The organism is Pseudomonas agarici (assembly GCF_900109755.1).
Lineage (GTDB): Bacteria > Pseudomonadota > Gammaproteobacteria > Pseudomonadales > Pseudomonadaceae > Aquipseudomonas > Aquipseudomonas agarici.
In genome coordinates this window covers 13645-28161 of record NZ_FOAR01000036.1, presented here as the reverse complement: position 1 = coordinate 28161, position 14517 = coordinate 13645, and the positions used below count along the sequence as shown (strand labels likewise).

Sequence of the window (14517 nt, the reverse complement as noted above, 5' to 3'; positions counted from 1 at the left end):
GTAGCAGACAGGTTCTTCCTGCGGCATGATGGAAGAATTTATACGGCCGCCCAAAAGGACGCCCCATGAATCTGCCTCCCCGCCAGCAGCAAATCCTCGAACTGGTCCGCGAACGCAGCTATGTCAGCATCGAGGAACTGGCTCAGTTATTTGTCGTGACCCCACAAACCATCCGTCGCGATATCAACCAGTTGGCGGACGCCAATCTGTTGCGCCGCTACCACGGTGGCGCCGCCTACGATTCGAGCGTGGAGAACACCGCCTACGCCATGCGCGCCGACCAGATGCGCGATGAAAAACAGCGTATCGCCGAGTCCATCGCCGCGCAGATCCCCGATCACGCCTCGCTGTTCATCAATATCGGCACCACCACCGAATCCATCGCCCGTGCCCTGCTCAACCACAATCAGTTGAAGATCATCACCAACAACCTGCATGTGGCCTCGATCCTCAGCGCCAAGGACGATTTCGAAGTGCAATTGGCCGGCGGCAACGTCCGTCGCGACGGCGGTGTGGTGGGCCACGCTGCCGTCGACTTCATCAACCAATTCAAGGTCGACTTCGCCCTCGTCGGCATCAGCGGCATTGATGAGGACGGTAGCCTGCTGGATTTCGACTATCAGGAAGTGCGGGTTTCCCAGGCGATCATCGCCAATGCCCGCCAGGTCATATTGGCCGCCGACTCCAGCAAGTTTGGCCGCAACGCCATGGTCCGCCTGGGGCCGATCACCCTGATCGACTGCCTGGTGACCGACCAGTCTCCAGCCCCGGCGCTGGCACAACTGCTCAGCCAACACAAAATCCGCCTGGAAGTGGTCTGAGCTTTAGCGGGTTCCCCTCCGTGGCGAAGGAGCTTGCCTGCACAGCAGCCATAAAATCAGCCAACGGGTTTCACTGATCACAGGGTTGTGGGACCGCATAGGGCTCCGGCGGGAGCAAGCTGCCTCATCACCGTCTCTGCTCTCACTGCCAATCGCTCCACAATGTTCGATAATTTTCCTTTCGTCCTATCCTGATCAATTTTTTCAATCGGACTTGAGTGGTCTCAAGGGATTTTATCCGCTATTATTTTCGAAAATGAACATTCATGTTCAGATTCAAATATGAGATCAACACCGCGAGGCTCACCGATGACCCCCAGCACCTTGCCTGCCACCCCCCCTCCTCTTGCCGAGCGCTATGACATCGCCGTCATTGGCGGTGGCATCAACGGCGTGGGGATTGCCGCGGACGCAGCCGGTCGCGGTCTTTCGGTGTTCCTTTGCGAAAAGGACGACCTCGCCAGTCACACGTCGTCAGCCAGCAGCAAGCTGATCCACGGTGGCCTGCGCTATCTGGAGCACTATGAGTTCCGCCTGGTGCGCGAAGCACTGGCCGAACGCGAAGTGTTGCTCGCCAAAGCGCCGCATATCGTCAAACCGATGCGGTTTATCCTGCCGCACCGCCCGCACCTGCGTCCGGCCTGGATGATTCGTGCCGGCCTGTTTCTTTATGATCACCTGAGCAAGCGCGAAAAACTCGCCGGTTCCCGTAGTTTGAGATTCGGCGCCGACAGCCCGCTCAAGGCCGAAATCAGCAAGGGTTTCGAATATTCCGACTGTTGGGTCGATGACGCCCGCCTGGTCGTGCTCAACGCCATGGCTGCGCGGGAGCAAGGAGCCCATATCCATACCCGCACCCGTTGCGTCAGCGCCCGCCGCAGCAAGGGCCAGTGGCATCTGGAGATGGAACGCGCCGATGACACCCGCTTCTCGATCCAGGCCAAGGCCCTGGTGAATGCGGCCGGCCCGTGGGTCGCCAAATTCATCAAGGATGACCTGAAGCTGGACTCGCCCTACGGTATCCGCCTGATCCAGGGCAGCCACTTGATCGTGCCACGGTTATACGAAGGCGAACATGCGCACATCCTACAGAACGAAGACCAGCGCATCGTGTTCACCATTCCGTACTTGGACCGTTTTACCCTGATCGGCACCACCGACCGTGAATACCAGGGCGATCCGGCCAAGGTCACGATCACCGAGGCGGAAACCGATTACCTGCTCAAGGTGGTCAACGCGCACTTCAAGAAACAACTGGTCCGCGACGATATTCTGCACAGCTACTCCGGTGTCCGGCCACTGTGCAATGACGAATCCGACAACCCTTCGGCGGTGACTCGCGACTACACCCTGGCCCTGTCCGGCAATGACGACGAAGCACCGCTGCTGTCGGTATTTGGCGGCAAGCTGACCACCTACCGTAAGCTGGCCGAGTCGGTGATGGCGCAACTATCGCCATTCTTCACACAGATGCGCCCGAGCTGGACCGCCACTTCGACGCTGCCCGGCGGTGAACAGATGAGCACACCGCTGGCGCTGGCGCAAGAGATACGCCGCCGTTTCGATTGGCTGCCCAGCGACATCGCCCGCCGCTGGGCCACCAGCTACGGCAACCGGGCCTGGCGCCTGCTGGAAGGCGTGCAAAACCTGAGCGAGCTGGGCGAACACCTCGGTGGCGGCCTGTACACCCGTGAGGTGGATTATCTGTGCAGTGACGAATGGGCAACCACCGCCCAGGACATTCTCTGGCGCCGCAGCAAGCTAGGCCTGCTCACCAGTCCGGCGGAACAACAGCAGCTGCAGGACTACCTCGACAAGATTGGACACGATCGCAGCAAGATCGAAGCCGCGTGAACCCCTCAAGCCCCTCCCCCGAGGGGCTTTCCTCCCGTCACCGGGCAAGCGGTTGATGGAATCGACGTTCGGTTTTCCGAATGCCATCATTGGCCAGTATTCGGCTTACCGGACAAGCATTCTCGGCTCCCGGCCCAGGCTTTAAATTAAATTCCTTTAAAATCAATATCTAAAGTCATTTATCCTGGCCTGGCACGACTCATGCTCTACACTCCTGAGCGAATGTTCTGTCTGCCTTGAGCCGACCGAACCGTTCGAGGTTTCCAAGAGTCGGTTGAACGGCTCCATAAAAAAACAATTCCGAGGACATTATCTGATGCGCATCGTTCCCCATATCCTGGGCGCAGCAATCGCTGCTGCTCTGATCAGCACTCCAGTTTTCGCCGCCGAACTGACCGGCACTCTGAAGAAGATCAAAGAGTCCGGCACCATCACCCTCGGTCATCGTGACAGCTCCATTCCGTTCTCCTACTTCGCCGATGCTTCCGGCAAACCCGTGGGCTACTCCCATGACATTCAACTGGCCATCGTGAAGGGCGTTGAAAAGGACCTGGGCATGAAGGAGGGCGAACTTAAGATCAAGTACAACCTGATCACCTCCCAAACCCGTATTCCGCTGGTACAGAACGGCACCGTTGATGTTGAGTGCGGCTCCACCACCAACAACGCCGAACGCGCCCTGCAAGTCGCCTTCTCGACTAACATCTTCGAAATCGGCACCCGTCTGCTGGTCAAGAAAGATAAAGATGGCAAGCCGTCCTATAACGACTTCGCCGACCTGAAAGGCAAGAACGTGGTAACCACTGCTGGCACCACCTCCGAGCGCATCATTAAAGCGATGAACGCCGACAAGCAGATGGGCATGAACATCATCTCCGCAAAAGACCACGGCGAATCCTTCCAGATGCTGGAAAGCGGCCGCGCCGTAGCCTTCATGATGGACGATGCGTTGCTGGCGGGCGAAGAAGCCAAGGCCAAGAAACCGGATGATTGGGTGATCACCGGCACCCCACAGTCTTATGAAGTCTACGGTTGCATGGTTCGCAAGGACGACCCTGCCTTCAAGAAAGCGGTCGATGACGCCATCATCGCCACCTACAAATCCGGCGAAATCAATAAGATCTACAGCAAATGGTTCGAAAGCCCGATCCCACCGAAAGGTCTGAACCTGAACTTCCCGATGAGCGACAAGGTCAAGGAATTGATCGCCAATCCGACCGATAAGCCGGCACCTGAAGTAAAAATCTAAGTCGCGACTAACCTTACCTTCAGGGCAGTCTCGGCAGCCCTGAAGGTCTGTTGACCACTTGCTGTACTGGCTTCTTATTGATTACATGGAACAACACTCGGACCGCGAGCGGTGCGCGTGTGCCTAACCAACGTCGTTAGGCGGGGCGGAGTCCCGGGAAGCACGTGCTCGTACACCGATCGAATCCGAGGGGAGACCCGAATGAATTACAACTGGGACTGGGGCGTGTTCTTCAAGTCCACCGGCGTGGGCAGCGAGACTTATCTCGACTGGTTCATCTCCGGACTAGGCTGGACCATCGCGATCGCCGTCGTGGCCTGGATCATTGCATTGATCCTGGGTTCGCTACTCGGCGTGATGCGGACCGTACCCAATCGCCTGATAGCTGGCATCGCGACCTGCTATGTGGAATTGTTTCGCAACGTGCCATTGCTGGTCCAGCTGTTCATCTGGTACTTCCTGGTACCCGACCTGCTGCCGCAAAACTTGCAGGATTGGTACAAGCAGGACCTGGACCCGACTACCTCGGCCTACCTCAGCGTCGTCGTCTGCCTCGGCCTGTTCACCGCCGCGCGGGTTTGCGAACAAGTGCGTACCGGGATCCAGGCATTGCCACGCGGCCAGGAGGCGGCTGCCCGCGCCATGGGCTTCAAGCTGCTGCCGATCTACTGGAACGTGCTACTGCCTCAAGCCTATCGCATCATCATTCCACCGCTCACCTCAGAATTCCTCAACGTTTTCAAGAACTCCTCGGTTGCCTCGCTGATCGGCCTGATGGAGCTGCTCGCACAAACCAAGCAGACCGCCGAATTCTCCGCCAACCTGTTCGAAGCCTTCACCCTGGCGACGCTGATCTACTTCACCCTGAACATGAGCCTGATGTTGCTCATGCGCCTCGTAGAGAAGAAAGTCTCGGTGCCCGGCCTGATCTCCGTGGGGGGTAAATAATGGAATTCGACTTCAGTGACATCGTTCCGGCCGTTCCCGGCCTGTGGAACGGCATGCTGATGACCTTGCAACTGATGATCCTCGGCGTCGTCGGCGGGATCATCATCGGCACCATCCTGGCATTGATGCGTCTGTCCCACAGCAAGCTGCTGTCGCGGATCGCCGGGGCCTATGTCAACTATTTCCGTTCAATCCCGCTGCTGCTGGTGATCACCTGGTTTTACCTGGCGGTCCCCTTCGTGTTGCGCTGGATCACGGGCGAAGACACGCCGATCGGTGCGTTCACCTCCTGTATCGTGGCCTTCATGATGTTTGAAGCGGCGTACTTCTGCGAAATCGTCCGGGCCGGCGTGCAGTCGATCCCCAAGGGCCAGATGGGTGCCGCCCAGGCGCTGGGCATGGGCTATGGCCAGACCATGCGCCTGATCATCCTGCCCCAGGCGTTCCGCAAGATGACCCCATTGCTGCTGCAGCAGAGCATTATCCTGTTCCAGGACACCTCGCTGGTCTATACCGTGGGCCTGGTGGATTTCCTCAACGCCTCGCGCTCGAGCGGCGATATCGTCGGTCGTTCCAATGAGTTCCTGATCTTCGCCGGTCTGGTCTACTTCACAATCAGCTTTGCCGCCTCGCTGCTGGTCAAGCGTCTGCAAAAAAGGTTTGCCGTATGATCTCTATCAAGAACATCAACAAGTGGTATGGCGACTTCCAAGTGCTGACCGACTGCAGCACCCAAGTCAAAAAAGGTGAAGTGGTGGTGGTTTGCGGCCCCTCGGGCTCCGGCAAGTCGACCCTGATCAAGTGCGTGAATGCCTTGGAACCCTTTCAGAAAGGCGACATCGTGGTCGACGGCATTTCCATCGCCGACCCTAAGACCAACCTGCCACAGTTGCGTTCGCGGGTGGGCATGGTGTTCCAGCACTTCGAGCTGTTCCCGCACCTGACCATCACCGAGAACCTGACCATCGCACAGATCAAGGTCCTGGGCCGCAGCAAGGCAGAAGCGACCCAGAAGGGCCTGCAACTGCTCGAGCGCGTCGGCCTGTCGGCTCATGCTCACAAGCACCCCGGCCAACTCTCCGGTGGCCAGCAGCAGCGCGTGGCAATTGCCCGGGCACTGGCGATGGACCCGATCGTCATGCTCTTCGACGAACCGACTTCGGCGCTTGACCCAGAAATGGTCAACGAAGTGCTCGACGTGATGGTCCAACTAGCCCAAGAAGGCATGACCATGATGTGCGTGACCCATGAAATGGGTTTTGCCCGCAAGGTCGCCAGCCGCGTGATCTTCATGGACCAGGGCAAGATCATCGAAGACTGCAACAAGGACGAGTTCTTCGGCGATATCAGCGCCCGCTCCGACCGTGCGCAGCACTTCCTCGAAAAAATCCTGCAGCACTGAAACGACACCGCTCCCACCACAACGCCATAGCTGTATGAGAGCGGACATTGTGGCAGCGCCGATTACGTGGAGGCCTGACCTCCACGTAATCGGCGCGGCTACAGGTTATGCGTACATCCCGATCATTGTTTCCACAAGAAAGACGATCTGGTTGACCCAAGGCACCTGTGATGAAATGCGACCCTAATTCCTATCGCTCGACGCCGCCATCACTCGCCGTGAAACCTCGCCTGATTCGCCACCTATTCCTGCCGCCCCTGGTCATCCTGCTGATGATCGGCCTGGGTTATGCCGGCTATCGCATCAGCGAACACTACGGCATTCGCACCCTCAGCGAGAGCGGTGAACGGGCCTTGGAACTGCATGCGCGTACCGTCGAGAGCGAGATCAGCAAGTACACCTATTTGCCCAGCCTGCTGGAGCTCGAATCCAGCGTCTCGGCCCTGCTCAAGGACCCCGACGCCGAGCACCGCCAGACCGTCAACGAATACCTCGAAGGCCTGAATCGCCGCAGCCGCAGCCGCGCTATCTATGTTCTGGACACTACGGGCCGGGTCCTCGCCACCAGTAACTGGCGCGAGGCCGACAGCTACCTGGGCGAAGACCTGTCGTTCCGCGCCTACTTTCAGGACGCCGTGCGTGGCCAACCTGGACGCTTCTACGGCATCGGCAGTACCCTCGGCGAACCGGGCTACTACCTGGCCCACGGGCTTGAGGATCAAGGCAAGATCATCGGTGTGGCGGTGATCAAGGTCCGCCTCGAAGCCCTGGAAGAACGTTGGAAGCGGGCGCGACTGGAAGCCTTCGTCAGCGACGAGAACGGCATCATCATTCTCTCCAGCGACCCGACCCGGCGCCTCAAATCGGTGCGACCGCTGACCCCAGAGATCAAAGAACGCCTGGCCCGCAGCCTGCAATACTACTGGTGGCCGCTAAACGAACTGCAGCCACTGGCCCGCGAGCGCCTGGCCGAAGGGGTAGAGACTCTGACCTTCCCCGCCAACAGCGAGGTGGCCAAGGAAGGCGACAATGTCAGCTACCTGGCCCAGACCCGTGGCCTCGCCGATACCCCCTGGCATTTCACCCTGCTGACACCGTTGCAGGATCTGCGCCGGGAGGCAGCCAACCAAGGCAGCCTGGTGGCCGTGGCGTTCGCCCTGGTAGCGTTCCTACTGATCGCCTGGAATGAGCGACGCAAAGTGATCGCGACCCGGTGGGCCGCTCGCGAAGCCTTACAGGAAGCCAACAACCAACTGGAACGCAGAATCACCGAGCGTACCGTCGACCTACGAGCCAGCAACGAGCGCCTCAAGGATCAGATCCGCGAACGGCGCCAGGCCGAGGAAACCCTGCGCCGAGCCCAGGACGAACTGGTTCAGGCCGGCAAACTGGCCGCCATCGGCCAAATGTCCACCAGCATCGCTCATGAACTGAACCAGCCGTTGGCGGCATTGCGCACCCTGTCTGGCAATACCGTGCGCTTCCTCGAACGCGGTGAATTGGAGACAGCCAGTACCAACCTGCGAACCATCAACGAGCTGATCGATCGCATGGGTCGTATTACCGCCAGCCTGCGCTCCTTCGCCCGGCGTGGCGATGACAAGGGCGAAGCGAGCCTGGGCAAGGCCATCGAGGCGGCGCTGCAGGTCCTCAATAGTCGTATCGAAGCTTTGCACCTGGAAAGCCATCGCAACTATGACGATGTTCAGTTGGCGATCGACCAGACGCGCCTGGAACAGATCCTGGTCAACCTGATTGGCAATGCCCTGGATGCCATGCAGGCCCAGCCGCTGCCGAAGCTGTGGCTGGAGGGTGACTTCGTCGAAGACAAGTATCGCCTGCTAGTGCGCGACAACGGGCATGGCATTGAGCTTAAGGCACGCAAGCACCTGTTCGAACCCTTCTTCACCACCAAGCCCGGGGAACAGGGCCTAGGGCTGGGGCTGACCCTTTCCGCGAGCCTCGCCGCAGCCGCTGGCGGCCAACTGGGAGTGGAACACCCGGCCACCGGCGGTACCGCTTTCGTCCTCCATTTACCGCAGGTCAACCCTACCAAGGCCGAGCCGATATGAACAACGATCTGACCGTCCTGATCGTCGAAGACGATCCCCACGTACTGCTCGGCTGCCAGCAGGCGCTGTCTCTGGAGGATATTCCCAGCGAAGGTGTCGGCAGTGCCGAAGAGGCCTTGGCACGGATCGGCGACAATTTTCCCGGCATCGTCATCAGCGATATCCGTCTGCCGGGTATCGATGGCCTGGAGCTGCTGACCCGCCTCAAGGCCCGCGACCATAGCCTGCCGGTGGTGCTGATCACCGGCCATGGCGATATTTCTATGGCCGTCGGTGCGATGCGCAGTGGGGCCTACGACTTTATGGAGAAACCTTTTTCTCCCGAGCGCCTGGTCGATGTCGCCCGCCGGGCCCTGGAACAACGCGGCTTAGCGCGGGAAGTCTGGTCGTTGCGGCGACAACTGGCCGAACGCGACTCCCTTGAGGGGCGGATCATCGGCCGCTCGCCGGCCATGCAGAACCTGCGGGAGTTGATTGCCAACGTCGCCGACACGTCGGCTAATGTGCTGATCGAAGGTGAAACCGGAACTGGCAAGGAACTGGTCGCCCGCTGCCTGCACGACTTCAGCCGTCGCCAGTCGCAACAGTTCGTCGCGCTCAACTGCGGTGGCTTGCCGGAAAACCTCTTCGAAAGCGAAATTTTCGGCCACGAAGCCAATGCTTTCACCGGTGCCGGCAAACGCCGGATTGGCAAGATCGAACACGCCCACGGCGGCACGCTGTTTCTCGATGAAGTGGAAAGCATGCCGATTCCGTTACAGATCAAGCTGCTGCGGGTCCTGCAGGAACGTACCCTGGAGCGCCTGGGGTCGAACCAGAGCGTGGCAGTGGACTGCCGGGTGATCGCCGCCACCAAGTTTGACCTGGATGAACGAGGCAGGGCCGGCGAATTTCGCAGCGACCTCTATTACCGCCTGAACGTGGTCACTCTGGAGCTACCGCCGCTGCGCGAGCGGCGCGAGGATATCCTGCAACTGTTCGAGTACTTCCTGCAACAGTCCTCGTTGCGCTTTGATCGCACCGCCCCGGAGCTGGACAACCAGACCCTGTCGAGCCTGATGAGCCATGACTGGCCGGGGAACGTGCGCGAACTGCGCAATGTCGCCGAACGTTTCGCCCTCGGCCTGCCGGCCTTCAAGAAACCCGGCGCACAAAGCAGCGGCGGCCTGGGCTTCGCCGAAGCGGTCGAAGCCTTCGAACGCAACCTGCTCAACGATGCCTTGCTGCGCAGCGGCGGCAATCTGACCCAGGCCAGCCAGGAACTGGGCATGGCCAAGACCACCCTATTCGACAAGGTCAAGAAATACGGCCTGAGCCACTGATATGGATCTGTTCTTCAAGGCCGTGCTCAGCGCGCTGGTCGTGCTGTTGCTGGCCACCCTGGCGAAGACCCGCAACTACTACATCGCGGGCCTGGTCCCGTTGTTTCCCACCTTTGCCCTGATCGCTCACTATATCGTCGGCAAGAATCGCCCGATGGAGGACCTGAAGACCACCATCGTGTTTGGCATGTGGTCGATCATTCCGTACTTCATCTACCTCGCGACACTCTACGTGGCCCTCGACCGACTGCGCCTGGAACTGTCCCTGGCAGTGGCCCTGCTGGCGTGGCTGATTACCGCGACGCTGTTGGTGAGCCTCTGGTTGCGCTTGCACGGCTGAGTCGACCACGCGTGCCGAGGCGTCACACGGAGTAATCGAACGCCAGCAGATCGACAGCCTGGTGGGCGATCCAGGTGGACAAGATCATTCACCCAAAGCACGCCGTTGAAGGCCTCAGGCCTTTGCGGACTCGGCAATGATCTGCCGGATCGCCCCGACAAAGGTTTCCACCGGCTGTCCGCCACTCACCGCATATTGATCGTTGAAGACGATGGTCGGCACGGAGCTCACCCCACGCGATATCCACAATTGCTCTTGTTCACGGACCTCGGCGGCATATTCCTCAGAGGCGAGAATGGCCTCGGCGCGCTGGCGATCCAGGCCCACGCTCTCGGCGACCCGGCTCAACAGGGTGTGATCGGACGGATCGCCCTGGTCGGTGAAGTACGCCTTGAACAAGGCTTCCTTGAGGTTGTACTGACGCCCTTCCAGGCCAGCCCAATGCAACAATCGATGGGCATCGAAAGTGTTGTAGATACGGCTGTCGCCACGGGTCATGAAACTGAATCCGACTTGCGCCCCCCGCTCGCGAATCATCTCGCGGTTTTTTTGCGACTGCTCCGGCGTCGAGCCGTATTTTTGGGTGATGTGCTCGGTGATGTTCTGCCCTTCGGGCCCCATCTTCGGATTCAGTTCGAACGGCTGGAAATGAATCTCGGCCTGGACCTCACTGCCCAGCAAATCCAACGCCTCGGACAGCCCACGCAGGCCGATCACGCACCAGGGGCAGGACACATCACTGACAAAATCGATTTTCAACGGGATACTCATGACAAACCTCACAGGCTCGAATGCGCCGGAAAGTTTGCACGATACACCTGCCTCAGAGCTGCGCCCAGTGGCTGATGTCCTGCTGGTGCTCGCGCAGATAAGGCAGCACCGCCGCCAGCAATGGTGCCTTGAACGCCTCTTGGAAACGATGGGCCAGCCCCGGAATCAGTACCAGCCGGCTGCCCTGGATATGCGCCGCCAAGTGCACGCCGTGCATCACCGGCAACAACGGATCGGCAGTGCCATGCACCACCAGGGTCGGCACCCGTAACTGATTGAGCAAGGGCACACGACTCGGTTCGGCGAGAATCGCCATGATCTGGCGCTTGACCCCATCCGGATTGAAGGCTCGATCATAGGACGTCGCCGCCTGCTGCAACAGCATGTCCCGGTCATCGCGGACCTCGGGGCTGCCCAGCGCCGCCAGCAGATCGGCCTGCTGTTCGATCGCCACCTGGCGACTCGGCGCGCTACGCCGCGACAGCAACTGCACCAGGGCCGCATTCGGCGCCGGCAGGCCTTCGGCACCGGAGCTGGTCATCACCAGTGTCAGGCTCTCGACCCGTTGCGCAGCCATGGCCGCCACACGCTGGGCGATCATGCCGCCCATGCTCACGCCAAGTACATGAAACTGCTCAATCTGCAAGGCATCCATCAATCCCAGCGCGTCGCCGGCCATATCGCTCAAGCTGTACGGCGCCGCCACCGGCAGGCCAAGCTTATAGCGCAAGACCTCGAAGGTCAGGTTGGCACTCGCGGGCGCCTGTCGCCAGCTCGACAAGCCAACATCGCGATTGTCATAACGAATCACCCGGAAGCCTTGCCGGCACAGCGCGACCACCACCTCGTCAGGCCAGTGGATCAATTGTCCCCCCAAGCCCATGACCAGCAACAAAGCCGGATCCGAGGCGCGACCGATACTCTGATACGCCAGTCTGACCTGATCCAGGTCGACATACTCGGTTGGAACATTGACATCACATCGAGCAGCCGCAAAAGACGGCAGGCCGAACAACAGTACGGCCAGGAAAATAACTACACGCATGAAAAAACACCGAAACGCAAAACCCCAATAGAGCGCGAGTCTGATGAAATTTGCTCAAGCGCGCTGCCACACTTCAATGACAGTTTGATGAAGATTGCCCAGCGGTATTTTTCCGCATGACCGGCGACGCTCGCGCCAGCCGTAGCCCCTTATCGACAGTCGCCACCGTATGAGACAAACTCACCCTTAGAGCACTCACTACAAAGTTTATTCATGGAGTCCCTGGTGCTGGAAATCCGTCACTTGAAAACCCTTCACGCCCTGCGTGAATCCGACAGCCTGGTAGAGGCTGCCGAGCGCCTGCACCTGACACAATCGGCCTTGTCCCACCAGTTCAAGGAACTGGAAGAGCGCATGGGCATGCCGTTGTTCGTGCGCAAGACCAAGCCGGTACGCTTCACCAGCGCCGGTTTGCGCCTGCTGCAACTGGCTGATGCGACTTTGCCGCTGCTGCGCGGGGCGGAACGGGATATCGCGCGACTGGCCGGCGGCACTGCGGGACGCTTACATATGGCGATCGAGTGCCATAGTTGCTTCCAATGGCTGATGCCGACCATCGACCAGTTTCGCGATGCCTGGCCGGAAGTCGAACTGGACCTGGCCTCCGGATTTTCCTTCGCGCCACTGCCGGCCCTGGCACGCGGCGACCTGGATCTGGTGGTAACCTCCGACCCGCTGGAATTGGTCGGTATCACCTACGTCCCGCTCTTCACCTATGAGGCGATGCTCGCGGTCGCCAACCAACATGCCCTGGCAAACAAAGCCTATATCGTGCCCAAGGACCTGCTCAAGGAAACCTTGATCACCTACCCGGTGGAACGTGATCGGCTGGATATCTTCACCCGGTTCCTGGAGCCGGCCGATATCGAGCCGGCACAGGTACGTACCTCGGAGCTGACGGTGATGATGATGCAACTGGTGGCCAGCGGTCGGGGTGTCTGCGGCATGCCTCACTGGGCACTGCATGAATACAGCTCACGGGGTTATGTGAAGGCCAAGCGGCTAGGAGACAAAGGCCTGTTCGCCACACTGTACGCAGCCATCCGCGCGGACATGCTCGATGCCCCCTATATGCGCGACTTTCTGCTGACGGCCAAGGACACGTCGTTCTCGACCCTCGATGGCGTCAGCGCGGTCCGCTAGGGCCAACCCAGCAACACAGGGGACTGGCGTCGCCGACTCAACCGAGACGCCCGCACCCGGCGATAAACTCGCGGTTCAAGCGGTACGACGTTGTTCGAGCATCAGGCGCACGGCCAACTCAACCCACAAGCAGCCCATGAAGCAAGTTTCCTCTAGCTCAAGCCGATCAGGCGAAGCTCAGGTCGCCTGCTCCAGCACCACCTCCTCCTCGGGTAGCTTGACGAAGACGCTGTACTTGGCCCTTTCCATAGCTTCGAAGCCGATCAGCTTCTCTACCAGTTGCGCGCTCAATACCTTGCCGGCATTGAGCAGCAGCATACCGTTGTCGGCATTGAGGTTGCGCGCCAGAATCATGCCCGCCGACAACTCGTGGGTACCCATGACCTTGACGCTCGGATCAGCGGCGGTCACATCGCTCAGATGATCGGCACAGACCTTGACGAACGCCTCGACCAGTTCCGGGTCGTACAGGCGACCCGCATATTTGCGGATAAATATCAGGGCCTCATCGCTGTTCAAATGCCGTTCGAGAATCAGCCCACGCTGCAACTCGACAAAGTCGACGACCAGTTTCAGCACCCGTGCGCCAAGGGGAATCGCTTCGCCCTTGAGGCGATCGGGGAAACCGCTGCCATCCCAGCGCTCCTGATGATGAAGAATCAAGCGGGCCGCATCCTGCATGGGCTCCAGCGTCATCAGCAATGATTCGCTCTGCTTCGGATAGCCGCGATAACGCTCACGATCGGTATGGTGCAGCAGGTCCGCTGGCGCGCCCATCATGCCGTCGGTCCAGCTCATCTTGCCGATATTGTGCAAGGCCGCCGCCATGGCCAGGTTGCGACTATCGGTCTCGTCCAATTCATGGGCCTTGCACCAGGCCCGCACCAATTCAATGACCGCTCGATTGGTCTGCTTGTCTTGGGGCAGGCGCCACTCGACCATCCGCGAAAACACCTCGGCGGTCACGGCATAGCTGCGTTTGAGTTCTTCATAGGCCAGGTCGAGCATATCGGCGGTCTGCTGGATTTCGCTGGTGCGCGCCAGCACGCGTTTTTCCAGGGACGCGTTGAGCGATTGCAACTGCCTGTTCTGTTCTGCGGCCAACACCTGCAAGCGCTGGCGCTCATTTTCCGAGTGCTGGAACACCAACGCCTGGCGTGTCGTCAGCAGCAGTTCTTCGTCGTTCCAGGGTTTGCTGATATAGCGATAGATCTGCCCCTCGTTGATTGCCTTGATCATCATGTCCATGTCGGCGTAACCGGTCAGCAGGATGCGTAGGGTCGATGGATACAATTGATGAACGCGCGCCAGTAGCGTCGCGCCATCCATATTCGGCATGCGGGCATCGCTGATGATCAGGTCGATAGGCTGCTGGGCCATGATTTCCAGAGCCTGGGCCCCGCCATCGGCCAGAAACAGTTCATAGGGCTGGCCGCGCAGCAGGCGCCGCAAGCTGTTCAGAATCGACGCCTCGTCGTCGACCAACAAAACACGGGGTTTGGTCACGGCACCGGCAGTGGATTCATCCATGGAACACCTCATGTCAATGT

General features: G+C 59.6%; 13 protein-coding genes. 10 read left to right on the top strand and 3 right to left on the bottom strand.

Features of this window, described 5'->3' with window-relative positions; translation table 11 throughout:
* The first annotated feature begins 65 nt into the window (after positions 1–65).
* The 9 genes from BMX68_RS23245 (at position 66) to BMX68_RS23205 (ending at position 10008) form a co-directional block, all read left to right on the top strand.
* Positions 66–821 carry a DeoR/GlpR family transcriptional regulator gene (locus tag BMX68_RS23245; RefSeq protein ID WP_017131292.1) on the top strand — a complete coding sequence of 252 codons (756 nt, stop codon included), beginning with the start codon at positions 66–68 and terminating at the stop codon, positions 819–821.
* Positions 822–1130: 309 nt separating this feature from the next.
* A complete protein-coding gene (glpD, locus tag BMX68_RS23240; RefSeq protein ID WP_017131291.1) occupies positions 1131–2675 on the top strand; it encodes a glycerol-3-phosphate dehydrogenase in 1545 nt (514 codons plus the stop codon).
* 316 nt (positions 2676–2991) lie between these two features.
* The gene (locus BMX68_RS23235; RefSeq protein ID WP_017131290.1) at positions 2992–3924 is read left to right on the top strand and encodes a glutamate/aspartate ABC transporter substrate-binding protein; all 933 of its coding nucleotides are present in this window, start codon (positions 2992–2994) and stop codon (positions 3922–3924) included.
* Positions 3925–4125: 201 nt separating this feature from the next.
* On the top strand, positions 4126–4872 hold the full coding sequence (locus tag BMX68_RS23230) for an amino acid ABC transporter permease (protein WP_017131289.1): 747 nt from the start codon (positions 4126–4128) through the stop codon (positions 4870–4872).
* Positions 4872–5543: an amino acid ABC transporter permease gene (locus tag BMX68_RS23225; RefSeq protein WP_017131288.1), complete on the top strand. Its 672-nt coding sequence runs from the start codon at positions 4872–4874 to the stop codon at positions 5541–5543. The genes BMX68_RS23230 and BMX68_RS23225 overlap by 1 nt, the downstream gene beginning before the upstream one ends.
* Positions 5540–6274 carry an amino acid ABC transporter ATP-binding protein gene (locus BMX68_RS23220; protein ID WP_017131287.1) on the top strand — a complete coding sequence of 245 codons (735 nt, stop codon included), beginning with the start codon at positions 5540–5542 and terminating at the stop codon, positions 6272–6274. Before BMX68_RS23225 ends, BMX68_RS23220 begins: the two co-directional genes overlap by 4 nt.
* Positions 6275–6444: 170 nt before the next feature.
* Positions 6445–8346: a two-component sensor histidine kinase AauS gene (gene aauS, locus BMX68_RS23215; RefSeq protein ID WP_017131286.1), complete on the top strand. Its 1902-nt coding sequence runs from the start codon at positions 6445–6447 to the stop codon at positions 8344–8346.
* A gap of 44 nt (positions 8347–8390) precedes the next feature.
* Entirely contained in the window at positions 8391–9668 is a 1278-nt protein-coding gene (gene aauR / locus BMX68_RS23210; RefSeq protein WP_244159651.1) for a two-component response regulator AauR, read from the top strand.
* A 1-nt stretch (position 9669) separates the two neighbouring features.
* Complete coding sequence (locus BMX68_RS23205; protein ID WP_017131284.1) at positions 9670–10008, top strand: GlpM family protein; 339 nt, start codon at positions 9670–9672, stop codon at positions 10006–10008.
* Positions 10009–10122: 114 nt separating this feature from the next.
* On the opposite strand, the gene BMX68_RS23200 is transcribed toward BMX68_RS23205, so the two are convergent.
* Both BMX68_RS23200 and BMX68_RS23195 read right to left on the bottom strand, forming a co-directional pair.
* Positions 10123–10779 carry a DsbA family oxidoreductase gene (locus BMX68_RS23200; RefSeq protein WP_026013098.1) on the bottom strand — a complete coding sequence of 219 codons (657 nt, stop codon included), beginning with the start codon at positions 10777–10779 and terminating at the stop codon, positions 10123–10125.
* Positions 10780–10831: 52 nt separating this feature from the next.
* Entirely contained in the window at positions 10832–11824 is a 993-nt protein-coding gene (locus tag BMX68_RS23195; protein WP_017131282.1) for an alpha/beta fold hydrolase, read from the bottom strand.
* Between the two features lie 225 nt (positions 11825–12049).
* Between BMX68_RS23195 and metR the strand changes: the two genes are divergently transcribed.
* A complete protein-coding gene (gene metR, locus BMX68_RS23190) occupies positions 12050–12967 on the top strand; it encodes a transcriptional regulator MetR (protein WP_026013097.1) in 918 nt (305 codons plus the stop codon).
* A gap of 177 nt (positions 12968–13144) precedes the next feature.
* On the opposite strand, the gene nosR is transcribed toward metR, so the two are convergent.
* Positions 13145–14497: a response regulator c-di-GMP phosphodiesterase, NosR family gene (gene nosR, locus BMX68_RS23185; RefSeq protein WP_017131280.1), complete on the bottom strand. Its 1353-nt coding sequence runs from the start codon at positions 14495–14497 to the stop codon at positions 13145–13147.
* Positions 14498–14517: the final 20 nt, after the last annotated feature.